This window comes from Streptomyces sp. CoH27 (assembly GCF_020181035.1).
Lineage (GTDB): Bacteria > Actinomycetota > Actinomycetes > Streptomycetales > Streptomycetaceae > Streptomyces > Streptomyces camelliae.
In genome coordinates this window covers 26,309-45,864 of the sequence record NZ_JAIQYY010000032.1, presented here as the reverse complement: position 1 = coordinate 45,864, position 19,556 = coordinate 26,309, and the positions used below count along the sequence as shown (strand labels likewise).

Below are 19,556 nucleotides of genomic sequence, written 5' to 3'. Positions count from 1 at the left end.
CGCTGTCACGGGCCGCGCGCCGGCCATGGATGCGAAAGGTGTCTCAGGGGCGCTGGTCGCCTTCGACGGTCCGGTACCGGGGCCTGTTCGGGCGTGCGTTCCGGTGCTGCTGCTCAGCGGCCTGCTGAACGGCCTCCTCGGCGGCCTGTGCGGCCTCGGCGATCAGCGGGTCGAGCACGATCGCGTCCTCCCCCAGCACGCCCGGCAGGGCCCCCTCGGTGTGCCGGACCGTGAGTTCCAGGTCCAGTCCCAGCGCGCCGGTGATCTCCTCGAACTCGGCGAACCGCTGCCGGGCCTCGGCGCAGCGGGCGTCGTCCAGGGCGCGCTGCTCGGGTGTCCGCTCGCCCGGCGTCCCGCGGTACATGGTGGCCACGCGCAGGGCGCCGTCGACCAGGCTCGCCCGGAGCCAGTGGCCGGGGTCCCAGCCCTGCGGTGTCCAGTCCAGGCGGATCTCCTGCCCGTCGGGGCGCCCGGCCCCGGCCCGGCCGCCGTACCGCCTGGCCAGCTCCGCCACGGCGTCGGCGCACTGCGTACGGACGTAGAGCGCCTCCAGACGTTGCTGACGCTCCGTCACTGCACGCTCTACCTGGTCGAGTTCGGTGCGGGACAGCAGGACGCCGTCGTCCAGGGTGCGCCGGAGCAGCGCCACCGCCTCCGGGGCCGGGGGCAGGTCCTCGGCGCCCTCGGGGGTCTCGTACACGAGAAAGTCGTACTGCAGTGCGGCACGTTCCTGGGCCTCGCGCATCTCGTGCGCCTCCTTGCCGGCGTCCCGGACGAACTTGCGGGCCTCGGTGAGGTGGATCCGCGCACGGCGGGGGTCGGCGGCGGCGCGGCGTGCGGCGTTCCGGACGGCCTGTGCGGCGAGTTCGGCGGTCTCGGACGGGGCGTACGGGTCCAGTCCGCCGAGGATCTCCGCGCCGATCCGGCGGACCTCCTCGGGGTCGAAGGGCTCGGGGCCGGCGGGCCGCGGGGGCGGGGTGTGTACGCCGGCGGTGCGCTCGTCGGCGAACCGCCGCAGGGCGCGCTCCCGGCTCTCGCGCAGGGCGCGTGTGCAGTCGTCGTCCTGCTCCTCGTCCAGCCGCAACTGGGCGGCGAGCCGGCGCTGTTCCCACGCGGCCTGCCGTTCCTCCGCGCGGCGCACCGCCTCCTCGGCGCGGGCGAGCTGCTCGCGCAGTTCGCCCAGCTGTTCGCCGACGGGCGCGAGCGGCGGCGGGATGTCGGGGTCGGGCGGGAGTCCGAGCGGGCCGCCGCGCCGCGCGGCCCGCGCCGCCCGGGCGCGCAGGGCGTGTCCGCGGGCGTTGATCCGGGCGGCGGCGAAGGCGGCGGCCTCCCACTGCTCGGCGGCCGTGGCGGCCAGCTTCTGCTGCTGTCGCAGGCACCGCTGTTCCTCCGCGGCCCGCACCGCCGCCGCGGCGAGCACCCTGGTGCCGAGCACGGCGGCCCGACCGGCGAGCAGCACACCGCTGAGCGAGCCGAGCGCCTGCAGCGCCGCGTCGGCGGCGTGGTGGACGGCGTGCCCGGCCGCGTCGGCGAGGTGGCTGCCCGCGCCGGCCAGATGGCCGGAGACATGGCCGGCCGCCGCGTCGTGCAGGTTCAGCATGCCGGCGTGCGGCAGCGTCTGCAGGTCGACGGGCGGCGGTGGCGGCGGGAACTGCACGGCCGGTGCGACGATCTGGATCGTGGGGAAGGCGAGACCCGAACTCATGCCCGTTCTCCTGTCGTGTCGGTCCTCGGCCGGCTGCGCCGGTTCGCCACCCGCCGGGCCCGGCGCCCGCGCCGCAGCCGGCGCCACGCCCAGCCGCGGCGCACGCTCCACGCGGCGACCGCGACGGCCGAGGCGAGCGGCCACAGCCAGGGGGCGACGGCGATGGCGTAGAACCCGAGGAGGACGGCGAGGACGAGCAGGGCCGCCCCGGCCCAGCGGCCGGCCCGGGTCTGCGCGAGCCGGCCGGGGCGCTCGGCGCTGCGGATCAGCAGGCCCGCCAGCGACCGGTCGGGGTGGTAGAAGGGCGGGCCGATGTAGACGGCGGTCCACAGTTCGACCACGAAGACGAACGCGGCGGCGGGCAGCGCCTCCAGCCAGGCCGTGACGACCGCTCCCTCGTCGGCGCGGCCCAGCACGTCGGCGAGACCGATGACGAACGTCCAGGGTGCCGTGACGACGGTGGCGCCGAGCAGCGCCCAGCCCAGGGTCGGCAGGCGGTCCAGCCGGCGCAGCAGGGCGAGCACGCCGTCCTGGTCGGCCGCGAGCAGCCGCTCGTACTCCTCGGTGTCCCGTCTGCTTCTGAGCTGCTCCGCCTCCTGCCGTGCCCGGCCGGTGAGCAGTACGGCGGCGACGAGGCGTATGTCGTCGTCCTGGGCGTTCAGCAGCGCGTCGAACCAGGGCACCCGCGCCGGGAACTCGGCGCGCACGCGCAGCAGGAGGTCGGTGAGCCGGCCGCGGGTGCGTTCGGGTTCGCGGGCGAGTTGCAGCAGCCAGGCGTCCACGGCGACGGTGCGCCTGAGGGCCCGGTCCCGGCGGCCGCGCTCCAGTTCCCGGACGGTGTACTGCCAGCGGTCCCGCAGCACGCGCCAGGCGCGGTCGGTCTCGTCCAGGCCGCGGCCGCCCGGCCGTTCGGCGAGGTGGGTGAGGATCTCGGGGTGGTCCGCCAGCTGGCGGATCAGCGAGGCGGCCTCGGCGTGCCCGTCCCGGGCGCCCTGGCACAGCCGGCGCAGGCCCGGCGGGTCCAGGGCGGCGCCGTGCCAGGTGACGTCCAGGCCGGGGCCCAGCCAGTTCAGGAGCCGTACGACGACCTCGACGGACGGCGGCTGCTCCAGCCGGACCCGCAGGTCCCGGAGCCGGCCCAGTTCCTCGGGGCTGCGGCCGGCGGCGGTCTCGAACTGGCCGAGCCAGCCGGCCAGTCGGGCCCGGTCGCCCTCGTCCGCCAGCATGCGGGCGGCCGCGACGGGGTTCTGGTCCAGGTGGAGCGCGAGCCGGTCGGTCCCGGTGAACTCCTGGCCCATGAAGGGGAAGGGCTCGATCGCGGGGCGTGCGGGGGCGTCCGGGAAGAGCCGGCCGTCGGTGCGCGGGGCGACGTCGGGGTCCTTGCCGTCCAGCCAGTCCCGTATCTGCCCGGCCGCCCAGCGGTGCTCCGGGGCCCGGGTGAGCAGGCCCTCGCAGAGCAGGCGGGTCCTGCGGTGCGCGATGCCGCCGACGTCGGGGTCGTGGGTGGCGATCTCGGCAAGCACCTCCTCGTCCCGGCGGAACTCGACGGGGTGCCTGCCGAGGGCGAGTTCGGCAACGATCATGCCGAGCGACCACCAGTCGCCGGCCTCGGAGACGGTCTGCCTGAGCGGTCCCGCCTCGGGCGCGAGGTAGAGGGGTTTGCCGCGCCAGTCGGTCCGGGACTCCAGCGTCTCGTCCGGGCGGTGGACGGCGGCGCCGAAGTCGACGAGGACCAGGTCGGCGGTGTCGCCGCGCCGGGTCTGCACCATGATGTTGTCGGGGGTGATGTCCCGGTGGACGACGCCCCGTTCGTGCAGGGCGGTGACGGCGTCGTACAGCTGGCGCACCACGGCCCGGACGGCCTCGGCGGGCAGGCCGTCGGGATGGTCCTCGTGGTACTTCTCCAGCGTCTCCTCGCCGTGCGACCAGTACAGATGCCAGGGGTGCCCGTGCGCGTCGCCGGTCTCCAGGAGCCGTTCCACATGCGCGGCCGGGCGCTCGGCGAGCCCGCGCAGTTCCTGTGTCACGTCCCGGTCGGGGGCGTGCAGCCGGTGGTACCACTTGAGGACCAGGGGTATCTCCGCAGGTCCGTGACGTGCCGTCAGGTCGCGCACACGCAGGACGACGGCCTCGGCAGGCTGCTGTGCCTCGCGCAGTACGGCGACGAGCGCGAAGCGGTCGGCGAGTGCGGGGGGCACGTCGGCGTGGACCGGACGGGTCTCGACGCGGCGGGCGTCGGTGAAGCCCCCGTCCGCGAAGTCGACGAAGGGGGTGGGCGGCGTGGTCATCGTCCGGCCTTCCGGGAGACGCGCAGGGTGCGCCGGGGTGCCGCCCCGCGCGGCGAGCCGGCCCGGAGCGGCGGCCGCGGGACGACGACCATAGCCCGAACTCCCCTTCGCAGCAGGGGGTTTCCGGGATCTACGGCCGCGCTCCGGCCGGGGCTACGATGCCTGTCATGCACCCCCTGCCCTCGCACGAGAGCCTCGTCGCCGAACTCAGGGACCTGCGGCCCCGCGGTCTGCCCGGGCTGCGCCACTGCACCAGGGACGCGCTGCGCGAGGCCGCCGTCGCGGCCGGTCTGTGCAGCGGGCCGGAGGACGAGCAGACCGGCATCGAGAAGCTGCTCGGCGCGGCGGTGCGGCGGCTGGCCGGCGGGCATCCGGTGCGCGACGACGACTCCTGCGATCCGCTGGCCCGGGCCGCCGCGCACTCCTTCGGGATCTTCGCCGCGCGCCGTGGGGTGCCCGGTACCGACCGGCGCAAGGCCGCGGCGGGGGTCTACGGGGTGACCACCGAGCGTTTCCGCAAGAGCCAGGAGCGCGAGGTGATCGACGAACTCGCGGCGGCGGTGCTGGCCGTGGCCCGGGAGGCGGGCGGCGGCCGGGCGGAGGTGGTGCCGGAGCCGCCGGCCGCGCCGCCGTCGGCACCCCCCGCGCACGCGGCCCCGGCCGCCGCCGGACTCCCGCCCCGGCGTCCGCCCCGCCCCGGCGTCCGGCCGTCCGGCGTCGCCCCGGCGGGCCGGATCACCGTCCGGGTGGGTCTGATCGAAGAGGTGCGGGACGTGGACGTTCTGGTCTCCTCGGAGAACACATATCTGGAGATGTCCAAGACCTTCCGCCCCACGGTGTCCGGTGCCTTGCGGCGGGCCGCCGCGGTCCGGGACGCGGCGGGCGAGACCGTGGACGACGTCCTCGCGCGTGAACTGGGCGTGTGGCAGCGCACGCACGGCCGTACCGGCATGCCCGTGCGGCCGGGCACGGTCGTCGCCACGTCGTCCGGTGCGCTGGCCGCCCAGGGGGTACGGCGCATCCACCACGCGGCGATCGCCACCCCGGTCGGGGACGGCGACCGCTACCACGTGTCCCCCGCCGTATTGGGCGAGGCGGTGCGTAGGTCTTTCGAACTGGCCCGCCACGAGAGCGAGTTCCTCTCCCTGCCGATGTCCTCGATCTGTTTTCCGCTGCTGGGCTCCGGCCGGGGCGGCCTGCCCGTCGAGACGGTAGCCCGCCGGCTGCTCGACGCGGTCCGCGAGGAGCTGCGCCGGGATCCGTCCTGGGCGGTGCTGCTGGTCACGCCCGAGGAGAGCCACGCCCGCCTGCTCCTGGACGCCAGCTAGGCTCCGCGAGGGCCACCCCGTCCTGCCTCAACCGCCGTTCCAGGGCAGCGAGTTCGCCGCGCAGCGGGACGCCGTAGAGGCGCAGCCGGCCGTCCTCGCCCGGGGCCGCCTGCAGGCGCGGGCCGGCCGGCTCCCGGGCCAGGTGCGGGGCGTAGCGCAGGGCGCCGAGCGGGGTCAGCGGGACGATCCGCTGGTTGGCCGAGCCGCGCCAGGCCAGCCGGGTGGGCTCCGCGATCCGGAACCGGCCGGTGATCACGGCGTCCGCGCCGGCGAGGGCCCGGTACCGCTCGGGCGGCAGTTCCCCGGGCTCGTACCCGGTGTACACCAGCACGTCCGCGGGGCCGGATCCGCCGCGCCGGGCCTCGTCGCGCAGGTGTGCCGCCCCGGCCAGCAGCGTTGCGAGCGCCGCCGCCTGCTGCAGCGGTTCGCCGCCGCTGACCGTCAGGCCGTCGGCGCCGTCGGCGAGGGCCCGCCGCCACAGCGCGAGCAGCTCCGCGACGGTGCCGGCCGTTCCCGCCGCCGGGTCCAAGGTGTGCCGGGACATGCATCCGGGGCAGGCCAGCGAGCAGCCCTGGAACCAGATGCCGAGCCGCTTTCCCGGGCCCAGCGTTTCGAGCGGGTAGTGCGTCCCGTCGATACGTAATTCCACGGTGTCTCCTCCCCCGTACCGGCCCCGAGTATCCAGCGCGCCGAGGAAAGCGCGCAATTGCCGGAAAGCCTCCGTCCGGCTGTGCGCCGGGCGGGATCCGGTTGTTTTCCGGAACACCACGAGAAATGCCCTGCTCCCGCCAACTCATCAGTCCCGCAAGGAGATTCGCTCCGCTACTCTCTCCCCATCGCGGCGCCTTCCCACCCGGACCGCCCGCGACGAATGGGGGACGTTCGAAATGATCAATGAGGGTCGAATAAATGTCCGGGTCCGCCAGCTGAAAGCCGGACGGCTGTCGTCCGTGCTCGCCCGGTTCCACGGCCGCCGGGACGCGGCCGGTCTCCGGGAATTCCTGACGGACACGGCGGCGGGGCGCACACCGGCCGACGACGGCCTGCCGCCCTACATCCTGGGGCTGCGCGCCCAGGTGGGGCGCGGCGCCGCACGGCTGCGCTCCCGCACGCTCGCCGAGCACGGCGAGCTGTACGTCCGGATCCAGGCCGAGTCGGTGCGCGTGGTGACCCAGTACACCGTGCGGGGGGAGCCGGCGCCGGCCGCGCTCGCCCGGTTCGGGCGGATGGTCGGCCAGTGGCGCTCGGCCGCCTCCGTCGACCGGCAGCGGGCGCAGCAACTCGTCGACGAGGCAAACCAGTTGATCGCCTGCTACTGGGACGCCGCCTGGGCCCGCACCCGGCGCGAGGGCCATGTCAGCGGCGGGCGGCCCACCGGCTGGCTGCCCGGCCAGATCGCCCTGGACCGCACCTGGGCGCAACTCGACGACGGCCTGCTCAGCGACCGCTGGTACGCCCCGGAGCGGGCCGGGCACGACGCGGACCCGTCGGCCGTCGCGCAGGCCCTGCACATCCTCGATCACCAGGCCGCGCGCGGCGGTGCCACCCCGAGCGGACCGGGCCGGCGATGAACCCGCCCCGTCCGCTGCCCGCAGCCGCCCGTCTGCCAGGAAGGCCAGGGAACTCCATCGTGCATCACTCGGCCCGGACCGCTCACCGGTCCCCCGCCCGCGCCGCCCGCCGGATCGCCGTCGTCGTCCCGCTGGTGTGCGCGCTCGCCTCCCTCGTGTCCTGCACCAAACAGGAGGCAGCCCTCACCACGCCCTGCGGAGTGGTCGTCGACGGTTCGGGCTCGGCCGCCGCGGACCCGAAGGGCTTCAACGCGGAGGCCAAACTCAAGGACACGCTGGTCGAGTTCCTCACCGACCAGAAGTGCGGCACCGTCGACTACGCCCCCATCACCTGGTCCTCGCGCAGCTCCTCGTGCCGACAGGACCAGGTGGATCTCGACCCGCCGCACGACGCGAACACCGACCAGAAGGCCCAGCGGGCGAACGCCCTGAAGCAGGCCGCCGCCGCCGCGCTCGCCGAGCTCCGTTGCGCGCGCACCCAGGACGGTTCGGACGTCTGGGGCGCGCTGGCCCGCATCGGCGAGGCCGTACCCGGCAAGGGCGGGACGCCCAAGCTGCTCGTCGTGAGCGACTTCGACCAGGCCGACCGGGAGTTCGCCCTGTCCCGCCAGGACATCACCACCCAGGCCAAGCGGGCCGAGGTCATCGACTCGCTCGTGAAGAGCAGGGGCATGCCCGGCATCAAGGGGATGGACGTCTTCCCGGTCGGGCTCGGCATGCAGTACTGGGCGAACCCCAGCGAGGCCCAGAACTTCGAGTCCTTCTGGACCGAGGCCCTGGAAGGGAGGGCCAAGGCACATGTCGACAACCAGTACAAGCGCTGACGGCGAGCCGCAGCCGCGCCGCCGCCGGATCGCCCGCTACGTCCCGGTCCCCGGGCGGAGCGCACAGCAGACCACCCGGCCCCGCCCCGGGCCGGCCCCCGGCGCCGCCCCCGCCCGCCGGCCCCTGGTCCTCGACGACCGGGCCGAACGCGCGCTGCTCACCGAGGCCGGACGCAGAGGCCAGGAGGCCGCCAGAAAGGGCGCCCTGGACCCGTGGGTACTGGGCAGCGGCGACCGGGTGCCCTACTTCGCCGAGCTGGCCTCCGTGCGGGACGCGGTGATCCACCGGGTCGAGGAGGACCTGAGGCTGCGCGAGGAGGCGGCACGGCTGGCGGACGCCCAGGCGGCCTCCGACGTGACCGCGGGCGAGACCGAGTCCCGGCTGCTGGACGAGCGCCTGCGCGAGGCCGAGCAGGACATCGTGACCGCCCGGCAGCAGCTCGACCTGCTCGCGCTCCGCTCCTCCCGCTGGCTCCGCTTCCGGGACCGGCTGCGCGAACGGGTGGAGGACCGCTGGCTGCGCGCCCGCTTCCCGGACCCGGACGACCCGCCGCGCACCGGCACCCCGGACCCCGACGGACCGCCGTACACCGGCACCCCCGGCACCGGCGGGCCGGACCCGGCGGACTCCGGCCGGTCGAAGGACGGCTCCGGGCCCGCGGCCGGTGCCGAGGAGGGCGACCCGGGCGACGACTGGCAGTCGGTGGCCACGGCGGGCACCGCCCCGGACGCCGGCTCGGCCGCCGCGCTGCGGGCGGAGATCCGTGCCGCCCGGCGGGACACCGCCGTCACCGCGTCCGGCGAGGGCTGGGAGGGACTCCAGACCCGTCCCGGTCTGCCCGCCTGGATGACCTGGGGCCTGCTCGGGGTCATCGTCGCCGTGGAGGTGCCGGTCTACTGGATCGCGTACCAGCCCTTCCACGGGATCGGCAGCACCGGCGGCGATCTGCTCTCCGGCACGCTCGCGGCCTCCTCCGCGATCATCATGGTGACCGTGCCGCACCTGGCGGGACGAATGCTGCGCTGGCGCTCGGCGACCGGGTCGCCGCGCGGGAGCTGGTTCCCGGCCGCGTCGCTGCTCGGCGTGTGGGGCGGGCTGACCTGGCTCCTCGGCACCTTGCGCGCCAAGTTCGTGATGCAGCACGACACCCCGGCGCCCGCCGGCGGGGACACCTCGGGCTTCCGCGGGCTCGGCGGCGCGTCCGACACCACCACCCTGGTGGACCGGCTGCATCTGACGACCCAGACGGTGACCTGGCTGTTCTGCGCGCTGCTGCTCCTCTCGGGCGGGGTCGGATTCCTGCTCGGCCTGTTCCGGGAACACCCCTTCCTCGACGCGTTCCGCACCGCGGTGGAACGGCGTACGGGACTGCTGCGGCGCCGTGAGCAGAGCCTCGCCGCCACCGAGCGGGCCCGGGCCGCGCAGGAGACGGCCGAGGACCGGCAGCGGCTGCGCAGGGAGGCCGCGAACGAGCGGATCGCCACCGCCCGCAAGCTGTACGAGGCGGCCGCCCACGAGTATCTCGACGGGGTGATGACGGCCGCGCGGGACAGTGCCGTCACCGAGTCGGCGATGCGGCTGTCGCAGAACTGGCCGCTGCTGCCGGCGACGGTGCGCGACCGCTGAGGGTCCGCGCGGCCCCGGACACACCGCTGCCCCGGCCCTCGTCAGGAGGGCCGGGGCAGCGGTGTGTCTCCCGGTTGTATGTCTGCCAGTTGTATGTCTCCCGGGGCGCTCACTCCTCCGGAACCGAGACGACCGCGCGCAGCGGTGCCAGCAGCCGGTTGACGCCCTTCAGGTCGTCGGCCGAGGCGAGCCGCAGGCACTGCTCCGGGACGGGGTCGAGGGGGGCTTCGGGGCAGCGGTCCTGGAAGAGCAGGAGCGCCGGGCGCGGCCGGCAGCGTTTGGACGTCCACCACAGGCCCTGCGCGTCGGCACGGCGTTCGCGGATCACCCGCACCCAGTACCGGGTGCCGGCGTACTCCTCGCTGTCGACCAGCCAGTGGTCCTGCCATACGGCGGCCAGCCCCTCGGCGCTGGTGAGGTCCACCAGGGAGAGTTCCGCCGTGGTGCGCACGGCGGACAGGACGTACCGGGAGGCCTGGGCCCAGGGGATCAGGCGTACCCCGCCGGTGTCGAACTCGACTGATCTGAGGAGGACTTCGGACAGGGCGGTGACCGGGTCGAGGGCCGCGTACACGTAGGGATAGGGGTCCTTCTCGGTGGGGTCGAAGCGGTTGCCCTTGAAGTACTCGTGCGCGACGTTCGGGTTGAACTCACCGGCCCTGTACTGCTCTTCGTGGCACCGCCACAGCAGGGTGCCCGCGGGCAGCGCGTGCCACACCGGATCCATGGGAACGCCCTGGGGAGGCGGGATCTGCTGCCCCATCAGCTCGCTCCCACCAGCTCGGCGGCGGCGCGTTCCAGCGCGTCGTCGGGCAGGACGCCGAGCAGGTCCGCGGGGACGCCGCCGAGCCAGCGGTTGCCACCCAGCCACCAGTCCGCGGCCCCCCAGGGGTCGCGGTCCGCGCACAGCAGGGCGTTGATCCGGCGGACGACGGGCAGCGGTTCGGCCGTGCCGGGCCGGAACTGGAAGCGGGGGTAGCGGATACCGCGCTCCGGGTCACGCAGCCGGATCACACCGCCGGACGCGTCCGGGCCTCCGGGTACGGCCGGGCCTCCGGATACGGCCGGGCCTCCGGGCGGCGCGGCGCGCTCGGCCTCGGCGTTGCCCGGCGCGGCGCGCTCGGCCTCGGCCGGCGAGACGTGCCCGGCCTCGGTCGTCGAGACGGGTCCGTCGTGGGTCGGCCCGGCCTGCCCGGCACGGGTCAGCGCGGCGTGCTCGGCCTCCGTCAGCGCGGGTGCGGCGAGGAGCCGCCGGCGGGCCGCCCGCAGCAGGTCGGCCGGGTCGGGCGGCGGGGTGCCGAGGACGCCGAGCACCGCGTCGACCGTGGTGAGAGAGGGCAGTTCACGGGTGCCGGACGCGTAGCGGTGGCCGCCGAGGGCCCGGGACACCGGGTGGTCCGGCGGCAGCGCGGACAGCGTGCGCTTGAGCCGGCGCACGGCGCGGGCGACGGCCGGCGGGTTCCCGGCGGCCGTCTCCTCACGCAACTCTCCCAGTGTGTCGGCCAGTTGGCCGAGGGCTTCGTCGTCCAGCCCGGTGCTGACGGTGGTCCAGTGCCGCTCCAGAAGCCGGAGCAGCTCCTCCGACGTCATACGCGCTCTCCTTCCTGCTGCCGGGTGGGCGCCGGTGCCGGATTGCCGTGGTGGACGAAGGCGGCCCAGATGTCGGGCCGGTCGCGGAAGTCCTGCGCGAGGCGCCAGGCGGCCGCGATGTTCTTCAGCGACCGGACCGGCGGGCGCGCGTCCGGCGCGGTGAGCATCCAGCGCTGGGCGGCGCGCAGCGCGTCGGGCGGAGCCAGGCCCCGGGCCAGCGCGTCGTGCAGGACGAGCATGAGGATCTCGGAGGTCATGTCGTCGACCTTCCAGCGGGAGCCGACGGCGTCGGCGGCGAGCCGGTGCACCAGGACCGAGGTGACGGTCAGAGCCTCGTCGTGGTCGCGGGTGGTGAGGTCGGTCTCGCAGCTGCCGCACACGACCAGGGGCCCGGCCGAGCGGAACGCGTCGCCCTCCGCGGGCGTCTCCAGCAGCCGGCTCAGGGTGAGGTCCCCGGAGGTGCCGGGCCGCGCGGCGAGCTGGAGGGCCGACCGGGTGGGATCGGGCCCGGCGAGCCCGTGGCAGGCGAGGTGCACCAGGGAGGCGGGGGCGGTGGCCCGGCCGCCGAGCAGGTCCAGGACCGTCTCCGGGGTGGCGGGGGCGTCGTCGGGGTGGTGGACCACGGCGCCCGGGTAGTACACGCGGGCCAGCGTCTCGATCTCCTCCTCGGCCCACTCCAGGTCGTCCGCCGCGTGGAACACCAGGGCCGGCCGTTCGCCCGGCGCCATGCGTCGCCGGGCCACGGCCCGCAGGAACTCCCGCCCGGAGGCGGCGTGGGTGACGACGGCCACCTCACAGGCCCGGACGACACCCGGCACGCCGGAACCGGCGGGAGGCCGCACCACGGCCGCCGGCCAGGGCACGACACCCAGATCCCCACAGGGCACGACGACGAGCCGTACGGCACGGGGACCGGCGGCGCCCTCCGAAGCGGCGGCCTCACCGGCCGTGGCACCGACCGCACCGAAATCGCCCCCGCCGCCCGGAGCACCTCCCACGCCGACCGCCCCCGGATCGGCCCCGCCACCAGAGGCCCCGGCCACACCACGAGAAGCACCAGCCGCGCCACCGTCGGCACCGGCCACACCACAAGCAACACCAGCCACGTCACCCTCGGCACCGGCCACACCACGACCGTCCGCGCCGCCCCCGGCATCGAAGTCACTGCCTGCCGAGGCACCCGGCAGACCCGACTCGGTGAGTGCGCGGTCCCACAGCCCGAGGTGGTCCAGGGCGGGGCCGAGCGTCTCGCCGGCCCAGGCGCACATCGTCTCCAGAGCGGTGCTCCAGGCCTGCTCGGCGCGCTTGCGCTCGCGTGCGTCGACCGGGTCCGCCGCGGCGTCCAGGGTCTGCAGCCGGGCCCCCGCCGCCAGGTACCGCGCGACGGGGCCGCGGCCGCCGGGGGCCAGCGCGGGCAAGGGCAGTGCTTCGACGGGGCCCTCGCGGGGGACCAGCAGTACGGCCCCGTCCGGGTCCTCGACGCCGGGCACCAGGTACAGCAGCGCGTCCGCGCCCGACTCCCGCAGCCCAGCACGCAGTTCGTGCACGGAGGCGAGCTCCGGCTGTACGTCCTCCCCGCTCCGCCCTCGCAGCACCTCCAGCGAACGGCGCCGCACATCACCGGGCAGCCCGGGTGCGCCCGCGCCCGCCGCGGCCAGGACCTCCAGCGGGGAGCGGTCCCGCAGGGCGCCCAGGGCGGCCGGCCCCGCTTCGGCGGACAGTTCGCGCAGGGAGCGGTCGTCGCCCCACTCCCCGGCCGGGTCGGCGGCGGCGCGCCAGCGCTCGGCCAGTTCGCTCTCCCCGAGGGCCGCCAGCCGGTCGGCGACACCCGCCGAGACGGCCGCCGCGCCGAGCACCAGGGAGCGGCCGGCCTCCAGACACGCGAGGGCCTCCTCGGCACGACCGGCGCGCAGCGCCCAGAAGGCCGCCTTGCGGCCCCGGTCGGCCGCCGCACGCGCGATGCGCAGGCCCCGTCCGACGCCCTGCTGGAGCAGCACCTCGTCGGCGGAGTGCCGTAGCGAGGCACGGGCGAGACCCACGGCGTCCCGCAGTTCGTCTGCGGCGCCCGGCGCGTCCGCGCTCAGGCCGGCACGCTTGGCCCGGTAGTCGGCCAGCTGCCAGGTGAGTCGGGCCTCGCCCGGTCCGCCATCGGGCAGTTCCGTCCGCGCCCGCGTCAGTTCGGCGATCGCCTCGTCGAGGGCCCTGGCGTCGCCGGTGAGGTGGTGCAGGGTTTCCAGGGCGTTCGCGATGCCCTCGCGTGCCCTGGGCCGGAAGTCGGACATGGGGCCGGGGGTCTCCAGCGCCGCCCTGGCACGCCGTACGCCTTCCGCGATCCGGCCCGGGTCGGACTCGGCGAGCGCGGTCAGGGTGAGCAGCGGGGCCCACATGACGTCGAGGAGGACCCGCAGCGCGGGCATGTCCACCGACGTCTCGACGGCCCGCTGCAAGTGGTGCACGGCCGCGCGCAGGTCGGCGGTCCGGTCGTCCGCCGACGAGGCGAGCAGGGCGTGGCCCAGGTAGGCGCTGCCCAGGACGAAGCAGGTCAGCGCGCCGGTCCAGGTCTCGGCGTCGTCGTAGATCTCGTCCAGTTCCAGTTCGCACACGGCGTCGATGACATCCTCGACCGCGTCGGCATCGCCCCGGTCGAGGGCGGACGTCAGCCGCCCGTGCAGCCGCAGGCACTCCGTGCACCGGCGCAGGGTCGCGGCCGGTCCGCTCGACGGGGCGTCGTCCCACGCTTGGGCCTCCAGCAGGGCCAGCGCCATGTCCTCGTCCTGGAGGCTGCCCCCGGTGAGGGTGGCCCCGAGGAGCAGTCCCGGCACGACGCTCCGGAGCCACTCGTCGTACACGCGGCTGTCGAGTTCCCCCGTGGCCGCCGCATCGTGCATCAGCCGGAGTGCCGCCCGGAACCCCTCCATGTCGCCGCTGCGGGTGGCGAGCGTGAAGTGGAAGAGGGCGGCGATCATCCTGGACGGCAGGGGCGCCTGGCCGGGCTCCCGCGCTCCGGCGCCCTGCGCTCCCGACAGTTCGGCGAGGATGCCGGACACGTCCTGCGGCTCAACGCTCCCAGGTGCCATCACCTCGGCGAGGGCGAGCAGCTGGGTCAGGAAGTCCCGCTCCTCCGCCGACGTGTCGGTGCCGTTATCCGGCGCGTCGCCGGTTCCCTCCGGCTCGGACGGGAGCGCGGCGAGGAGTTGCTCCGCCGGGCCGAACAGCAGCGGCGCCAGGGCGGCCAGCGGCTGCGGCAGCGCCGCGTCCGCCCCGTCGAGGAGTTGCCGGCCCGTGCGGAAGAACGCGGCCGTGTCACCGGCCAGCATGGCTTCGGTCATCGCGCCGAACAGCCGGAACTGCTCGTGAACGTGGGGCGTCAGCTGCGGGTGCTCGCGTTCCAGCAGCAGCCGGACGAGCAGCTCGCTGTCCTCCACGAGGCCCGACCCCCCTTGTGCGAGGGGGGTGCCGAGCCTGGAGAGGAACACGACCCGGTCAGTGATCGACTGGCCCGGGGGTCCCGCCGCCGTCTCACGGTGCAGACGCACCAGCCGGAACCCGGCCAGGGCCACCAGGTCCCGCCGCGCCGACTCCCGGTCCGCCTCGCCGAGCCGGGCAGACGTACGGGCCTGCTGGAGCAGGGTCAGCGCCGACTCCCGGTCGGCCGGTCCGCCCCCCAGCACGAACCGTACGGCGTGACAGCGGCCGAGCCGTGCCGCGACGGCGGCCGTCGCTCCCTCGCCGCCGCCCGACTGCTCCGACTCGCCCAGAATCACGCCCAGTTCACCGATCAGGAAATCGAGCTCGGACCCCCTTGGCCCTTCGTACTCCTCCGGATCGAGCGGCACGGAGAATCCGTCCGCGCGCGCGAGCGCGGCGGCGGCGCGGTCGGGTACGGCCCCGGCTTCACTCATGCGTCCTCCCCTCCGCTGCCATGGTGCCCCTTCTCCTGGCCCCGCAGCCGGGTTACGGCGCACCTCACCGGCCTCGCGCCGGAGGACGCCCGGCTCCCGTCCGGTTTCCGCCCGGTCTCGCGGCCCTCTTCGTGGGGCTGCTCGGCTTCGGCCTGGTCAAGGGCCGCACCGGCGTGGGTGAACTGGCCTCCCCGTACGACGCGTTGGTGGGCGGTGCGCTGCTGCTGTGCCTGCTGTGCGGCACGCTCTGCGCGCTGCTCCTGCTCCTGCTCCGGGCGGCGCACGGCGCGCCCACCGTCGTCCGGCTGCCCACCGGGATACCCGCCTCCGCCACGGCGCTGCGCCTGGGTGACGGGCCCCGGATCCTGGTGCCCACCCCGTCGGGGGTGGTGTGCGGCGATCCGGTGCGGACGGCGGACGGGCTGCTGCTCGTCAGGACGGACACCGGCGAGAGCACGATACGGCTCGACCGCGCCGAGGCCCTGGCCGCGGTCGGCCGCTGCCCGGGTGTGCCGGCCGCGCAGGAGGGGCGGGCCTGGCGGGGACGCACCGCGTGAGACCGGCGCGCCCCGCCGACGGGTGCCGATCAGCCGGTCGCCCGCTCCCGCCCCGAGACCGCCGTCAGGACCAGGTACAGCACCAGTGACGTGCCGAGCCCGACCGCCCAGCCGTAGTCGGCCAGCGGAGACAGGGCCGGGATGGGGCGGCCGTCGAGCAGGGGCTTGAAGCTGGCGCCGCCGATCGCGAGGACGCCGCCCACGAGGAAGGCGACGACGGCCCGCCAGTTCCAGCCGGCCGCGTACCAGTAACGGCCGCCCGCGCGGTACAGGTCGGCGAGGTCCAGGCGGGTGCGGCGCAGCAGCCAGTAGTCGGCGACGAGGATGCCCGCGACCGTGCCGAGCAGCCCGCCGACCAGGCCGAGCCAGGTGAAGATGTAGCCCTGCGGGTCGGAGTACAGCTTCCACGGGAAGATCAGGACCGCGAGGACCGCCGTGATGAGCGCTCCGGTGCGGAAACTCACCTTCCTGGGCGCCACATTGGAGAAGTCGAAGGCCGGGGAGACGAGGTTGGCCGCGATGTTCACGGAGAGGGTCGCGACGAGGACGGTCACCAGGGCGTAGAGAAGGCCCACCACGTTGTCGGTCTTCGCGGCGAGCTGCACCGGGTCCCAGACCGGCTGGCCGTAGACCGCCTGCGAGCCGGACGTCACCAGCACCGACAGGAACGCGAACAGCGTCATGGTCGTCGGCAGGCCGAGTGCCTGGCCCCAGGTCTGGGCCTTCTGGCTCCTGCCGTAGCGGGTGAAGTCGGGGATGTTCAGCGACAGCGTGGACCAGAAGCCGATCATGCCCATCAGGGAGGGCCAGAACAGCTTCCAGAAGTGGCCGCCCCAGCCGAGCTTCGACGGCTGGTCGAAGAGCGGGCCGACGCCGCCGGCCTTGCCGCTCATCCACGCCAGCATCACCACGGCGCCGACGATCACGAACGGCGCCGCCCAGTTCTCGAAGCGGCGGATGGTCTCCATGCCCCGGTAGATGATGGCGACCTGGATCAGCCAGAAGATCGCGAACGACAGCCACATGGTCCAGGCGTAGCCGCCCACGTGCGCCGCGTTCGACCAGCTGTTCCCGATCAGCTTGCCGGCGAGGAAGTAGATGGCCTCGCCGCCGATCCAGGTCTGGATGCCGAACCAGCCGCAGGCCACCAACGCCCGCACGACGGCGGGCAGGTTGGCGCCGCGCACCCCGAAGGAGGCGCGGGCGAAGACCGGGAAGGGGATGCCGTACTTGGGGCCCGCGTGCCCGGTGAGCAGCATCGGGACGAGGACGATCAGGTTCGCCAGGGCGATGGTGAACACCGCCTGCTTCCAGTCCATCCCGACGGCGATCAAGCCGGAGGCGAGCGTCCAGGAGGCCGTGTTGTGGGCCATGCCGACCCACAGCGCGGAGAAGTTGTACGTGGTCCAGGTGCGCTTGCCCACCGGAACCGGGAGCAGGTCGTCGTTGGCGTACGGACCGCTGGGCGGCGGAGTGCCAGGAGCGAGTTCCACGCGCCCGTCGGGGAGGGTGACTTGGCCGGACAAGGGTATGGCCGTGGGAGCGGTGTCGGTCATGGGCTGGCCAATCGGGGTGAGGTGGGTCGGGGAGTGGCCGTGCGGGCACCAGCCCCCTCCCCGGGACGGCGGGGAGGGGAGACCATGAGGGGCGTGGGGGGACTCGGGGGATGTGAACCAAGGGGAGGGCGTCAGGCGTTGACGGCCGGGATCACCTTCGTGCCGTAGGCGTCGATGGTGGCCTCCTGGGCGTCGTGCATGTCGTACACGGCGAACTGGTCGACGCCCAGCGCGCGCAGCGCCTTCAGTTTCTCGATGTGTTTCTCGGCGGGGCCGATCACGCAGAAGCGGTCCACGATCTCGTCGGGCACGAACGCGGTGTCGGGGTTGTCGGCGCGTCCGTGGTGGGAGTAGTCGTAACCCTCGCGGGCCTTGATGTAGTCGGTGAGTTCGTCGGGGACCTGGGCGGAGTGCTCGCCGTACTTGGCGACGAGGTCGGCGACGTGGTTGCCGACCATGCCGCCGAACCAGCGGCACTGCTCGCGGGCGTGGGCGAGCGCCTCGGGCGAGTCGTCGGCCGTGACGTAGGCGGGGGCGGCGACGCAGATCGTCACCTCGGACGGGTCGCGTCCGGCGGCCACGGCCGCGTCCTTGACCGCCTTGACCATGTACTCGGTGAGGTAGAGGTCGGAGAGCTGGAGGATGAAGCCGTCGGCCTCCTCACCGGTCATCTTCAGCGCCTTCGGGCCGTACGCGGCCATCCACACGGGGAGCCGGGCGCCTTCCTTGATCCACGGGAAGCGGATCTTCGTGCCGCCGAGGTCGGCCTCCTCACCGCTTCCCAGGGCACGGATGACCTTCATCGCCTCGCTGATGCGGGCCAGGGTGTTGGGTTTGCGGCCCGCCACGCGCATCGCGGAGTCGCCGCGGCCGATGCCGCACACGGTGCGGTTGCCGAACATGTCGTTGAGGGTGGCGAAGGTGGAGGCGGTGACCTCCCAGGTGCGGGTGCCCGGGTTGGTCACCATCGGGCCGACCGTCAGCTTCTGGGTGTTGGCGAGGATCTGACTGTAGATGACGAACGGTTCCTGCCAGAGCACGGCGGAGTCGAAGGTCCAGCCGTACCGGAAGCCGTTGCGCTCGGCCCGTTTCATCAGACTGATGACGCGGGAGGCCGGCGGGTCGGTCTGCAGGACGAGTCCGAAGTCCATGGGCGCCACTCCTCGTTCGAATAGCTTTCGATTAGTTGAGGTACTGACAGGTGGAGCGCGGGGTGTAGACGCCGTGGCCGGCGTGTCCCGTGTACTCCCGCTCGGTGATGACGGGCACACCGCGCGAGAGGACGGTCTCGACCCGGCCGGTGGTCCGCTTGCCCTCGTAGGCCGAGTAGTCGACGTTCATGTGGTGGGTCCGGGCCGACATGGTCTGCTCGGCGTGCGGGTCGTAGATGACGATGTCGGCGTCGGCGCCCGGGGCGATGGTGCCCTTCTTCGGGTACAGGCCGAACATGCGGGCCGGGGTGGCGCAGGCGATCTCGATCCAGCGGCGGCGGGAGATGTGCCCGTCGACGACGGCCTGGTGCAGCAGGTCCATGCGGTTCTCGACGCCGGGCAGGCCGTTGGGGATCTTGGAGAAGTCGCCGCGGCCCAGCTCCTTCTGGCCCGTGAAGCAGAACGGGCAGTGGTCGGTGGAGACCACCTGGAGGTCGTTCGTCCGCAGCCCCTGCCACAGCTTGGCCTGGTGTTCGCGCGGCCTCAGCGGGGTGCTGCACACGTACTTCGCGCCCTCGAAGTCCGGCTCGGCGAGGTTGTCGGTGGACAGGAACAGATACTGCGGGCAGGTCTCGCCGAAGACGGGGAGCCCCTCGTCCCGCGCCCGCGCCAGCTCGGCCACCGCCTCCATCGCCGAGACGTGCACGACGTACAGGGGGGCGCCGGCCACCTGGGCGAGCCGGATGGCGCGGTGGGTGGCCTCGGCTTCGAGCAGGGCCTTGCGGACTTCCCCGTGATACCGGGGGTCGGTCTCACCGCGGTCGAGGGCCTGCTGCACCAGCACGTCGATGGCGATGCCGTTCTCGGCGTGCATCATGATCAGGCCGCCGTTGTCGGCGGAGCGCTGCATGGCGCGCAGGATCTGCCCGTCGTCGCTGTAGAAGACCCCGGGGTACGCCATGAACTGCTTGAAGGAGGTCACCCCCTCCTCCACCAGCAGGTCCATCTCCTTCAGCGTCTCGTCGTGGACGTCGGAGACGATCATGTGGAAGGCGTAGTCGATCGCGCAGTTGCCCTCGGCCTTGGCGTGCCAGGCGTCCAGGCCCTCGCGCAGGGTGTGCCCGACGCTCTGCACCGCGAAGTCCACGATCGTCGTCGTACCGCCCCAGGCGGCGGCACGGGTGCCGGTCTCGAAGGTGTCGGAGGCGAAGGTCCCGCCGAACGGCAGCTCCATGTGGGTGTGCGCGTCGACACCGCCCGGGATGACGTACTTCCCGGTGGCGTCGACGACCCGCTCGGCGGTGAACGCCCCGGCGGCGGGGGTGCCGGAGGCGGCGAGGGCGGCGATGCGGCCGTCCTCGATCAGGACGTCGGCGTGGATCTCGTCGGAGGCGGTGATGACGAGTCCTCCGCGGATGACTGTACGGCCGGTCATGCTGCTCCCTCGGTCAACTCGG

14 protein-coding genes are annotated in these 19,556 nt (G+C 74.3%); 5 read left to right on the top strand and 9 right to left on the bottom strand.

Annotated features, from left to right (window positions below; genetic code table 11):
- Positions 1-43: 43 nt before the first annotated feature.
- Together LE548_RS37935 and LE548_RS37930 are read right to left on the bottom strand one after the other, a co-directional pair.
- Positions 44-1,705, bottom strand: a complete 1,662-nt coding sequence (locus LE548_RS37935; protein ID WP_225101601.1) for a hypothetical protein — start codon at positions 1,703-1,705, stop codon at positions 44-46.
- Entirely contained in the window at positions 1,702-3,993 is a 2,292-nt protein-coding gene (locus LE548_RS37930; RefSeq protein ID WP_225101600.1) for a protein kinase, read from the bottom strand. The genes LE548_RS37935 and LE548_RS37930 overlap by 4 nt, the downstream gene beginning before the upstream one ends.
- A gap of 167 nt (positions 3,994-4,160) precedes the next feature.
- On the opposite strand from LE548_RS37930, the gene LE548_RS37925 reads away from it, so the two are divergent.
- Positions 4,161-5,321 (top strand): macro domain-containing protein, encoded by a 1,161-nt coding sequence (locus LE548_RS37925; RefSeq protein ID WP_225101599.1) that lies wholly within the window; start codon positions 4,161-4,163, stop codon positions 5,319-5,321.
- On the opposite strand, the gene LE548_RS37920 is transcribed toward LE548_RS37925, so the two are convergent.
- Entirely contained in the window at positions 5,275-5,970 is a 696-nt protein-coding gene (locus tag LE548_RS37920) for a 4Fe-4S single cluster domain-containing protein (protein ID WP_225101598.1), read from the bottom strand. The two genes, LE548_RS37925 and LE548_RS37920, sit on opposite strands and share 47 nt — an antisense overlap.
- Before the next feature lie 238 nt (positions 5,971-6,208).
- Here LE548_RS37920 and LE548_RS37915 point away from each other — a divergent pair, with 238 nt between their 5' ends.
- The 3 genes from LE548_RS37915 to LE548_RS37905 are packed head-to-tail and all read left to right on the top strand — an operon-like array spanning position 6,209 to position 9,343.
- On the top strand, positions 6,209-6,892 hold the full coding sequence (locus LE548_RS37915) for a hypothetical protein (RefSeq protein WP_225101597.1): 684 nt from the start codon (positions 6,209-6,211) through the stop codon (positions 6,890-6,892).
- Positions 6,893-6,951: 59 nt separating this feature from the next.
- Positions 6,952-7,716, top strand: coding sequence for a hypothetical protein (locus tag LE548_RS37910; RefSeq protein WP_225101596.1), 765 nt, complete (start codon positions 6,952-6,954; stop codon positions 7,714-7,716).
- Complete coding sequence (locus tag LE548_RS37905; protein ID WP_225101595.1) at positions 7,691-9,343, top strand: hypothetical protein; 1,653 nt, start codon at positions 7,691-7,693, stop codon at positions 9,341-9,343. The genes LE548_RS37910 and LE548_RS37905 overlap by 26 nt, the downstream gene beginning before the upstream one ends.
- A 109-nt stretch (positions 9,344-9,452) precedes the next feature.
- Here the strand turns inward: LE548_RS37905 and LE548_RS37900 are convergent, their stop codons facing one another.
- From LE548_RS37900 to LE548_RS37890, 3 genes are read right to left on the bottom strand one after another with little or no spacing between them, the layout of a single operon-like run.
- A complete protein-coding gene (locus LE548_RS37900) occupies positions 9,453-10,106 on the bottom strand; it encodes an RES family NAD+ phosphorylase (RefSeq protein WP_225101594.1) in 654 nt (217 codons plus the stop codon).
- Entirely contained in the window at positions 10,106-10,933 is an 828-nt protein-coding gene (locus LE548_RS37895; RefSeq protein ID WP_225101593.1) for a hypothetical protein, read from the bottom strand. The genes LE548_RS37900 and LE548_RS37895 overlap by 1 nt, the downstream gene beginning before the upstream one ends.
- A complete protein-coding gene (locus tag LE548_RS37890; protein ID WP_225101592.1) occupies positions 10,930-14,835 on the bottom strand; it encodes a CHAT domain-containing protein in 3,906 nt (1,301 codons plus the stop codon). Before LE548_RS37890 ends, LE548_RS37895 begins: the two co-directional genes overlap by 4 nt.
- 20 nt (positions 14,836-14,855) lie before the next feature.
- Between LE548_RS37890 and LE548_RS37885 the strand changes: the two genes are divergently transcribed.
- Complete coding sequence (locus tag LE548_RS37885; protein ID WP_225101591.1) at positions 14,856-15,392, top strand: hypothetical protein; 537 nt, start codon at positions 14,856-14,858, stop codon at positions 15,390-15,392.
- A 29-nt stretch (positions 15,393-15,421) separates the two neighbouring features.
- On the opposite strand, the gene LE548_RS37880 is transcribed toward LE548_RS37885, so the two are convergent.
- The 3 genes from LE548_RS37880 to hydA all read right to left on the bottom strand — a co-directional run bounded on the left by LE548_RS37880 (position 15,422) and on the right by hydA (position 19,534).
- Positions 15,422-16,948, bottom strand: coding sequence for an NCS1 family nucleobase:cation symporter-1 (locus LE548_RS37880; protein WP_225101590.1), 1,527 nt, complete (start codon positions 16,946-16,948; stop codon positions 15,422-15,424).
- 131 nt (positions 16,949-17,079) lie between these two features.
- Positions 17,080-18,099, bottom strand: coding sequence for a TIGR03842 family LLM class F420-dependent oxidoreductase (locus LE548_RS37875; RefSeq protein WP_225101589.1), 1,020 nt, complete (start codon positions 18,097-18,099; stop codon positions 17,080-17,082).
- Positions 18,100-18,130: 31 nt separating this feature from the next.
- Positions 18,131-19,534: a dihydropyrimidinase gene (hydA, locus tag LE548_RS37870; protein WP_225101588.1), complete on the bottom strand. Its 1,404-nt coding sequence runs from the start codon at positions 19,532-19,534 to the stop codon at positions 18,131-18,133.
- Positions 19,535-19,556: the final 22 nt, after the last annotated feature.

What these genes read in the sequence shown, in the direction of transcription:
- LE548_RS37935 (WP_225101601.1), bottom strand. Translation starts at nt 1,705, where the DNA reads ATGAGTTCGGGTCTCGCCTTCCCCACGATCCAGATCGTCGCACCGGCC.
- LE548_RS37930 (WP_225101600.1), bottom strand. Translation starts at nt 3,993, where the DNA reads ATGACCACGCCGCCCACCCCCTTCGTCGACTTCGCGGACGGGGGCTTC.
- LE548_RS37925 (WP_225101599.1), top strand. Translation starts at nt 4,161, where the DNA reads ATGCACCCCCTGCCCTCGCACGAGAGCCTCGTCGCCGAACTCAGGGAC.
- LE548_RS37915 (WP_225101597.1), top strand. Translation starts at nt 6,209, where the DNA reads ATGATCAATGAGGGTCGAATAAATGTCCGGGTCCGCCAGCTGAAAGCC.
- LE548_RS37905 (WP_225101595.1), top strand. Translation starts at nt 7,691, where the DNA reads ATGTCGACAACCAGTACAAGCGCTGACGGCGAGCCGCAGCCGCGCCGC.
- LE548_RS37900 (WP_225101594.1), bottom strand. Translation starts at nt 10,106, where the DNA reads ATGGGGCAGCAGATCCCGCCTCCCCAGGGCGTTCCCATGGATCCGGTG.
- LE548_RS37895 (WP_225101593.1), bottom strand. Translation starts at nt 10,933, where the DNA reads ATGACGTCGGAGGAGCTGCTCCGGCTTCTGGAGCGGCACTGGACCACC.
- LE548_RS37890 (WP_225101592.1), bottom strand. Translation starts at nt 14,835, where the DNA reads ATGAGTGAAGCCGGGGCCGTACCCGACCGCGCCGCCGCCGCGCTCGCG.
- LE548_RS37885 (WP_225101591.1), top strand. Translation starts at nt 14,856, where the DNA reads ATGGTGCCCCTTCTCCTGGCCCCGCAGCCGGGTTACGGCGCACCTCAC.
- LE548_RS37880 (WP_225101590.1), bottom strand. Translation starts at nt 16,948, where the DNA reads ATGACCGACACCGCTCCCACGGCCATACCCTTGTCCGGCCAAGTCACC.
- LE548_RS37875 (WP_225101589.1), bottom strand. Translation starts at nt 18,099, where the DNA reads ATGGACTTCGGACTCGTCCTGCAGACCGACCCGCCGGCCTCCCGCGTC.
- hydA (WP_225101588.1), bottom strand. Translation starts at nt 19,534, where the DNA reads ATGACCGGCCGTACAGTCATCCGCGGAGGACTCGTCATCACCGCCTCC.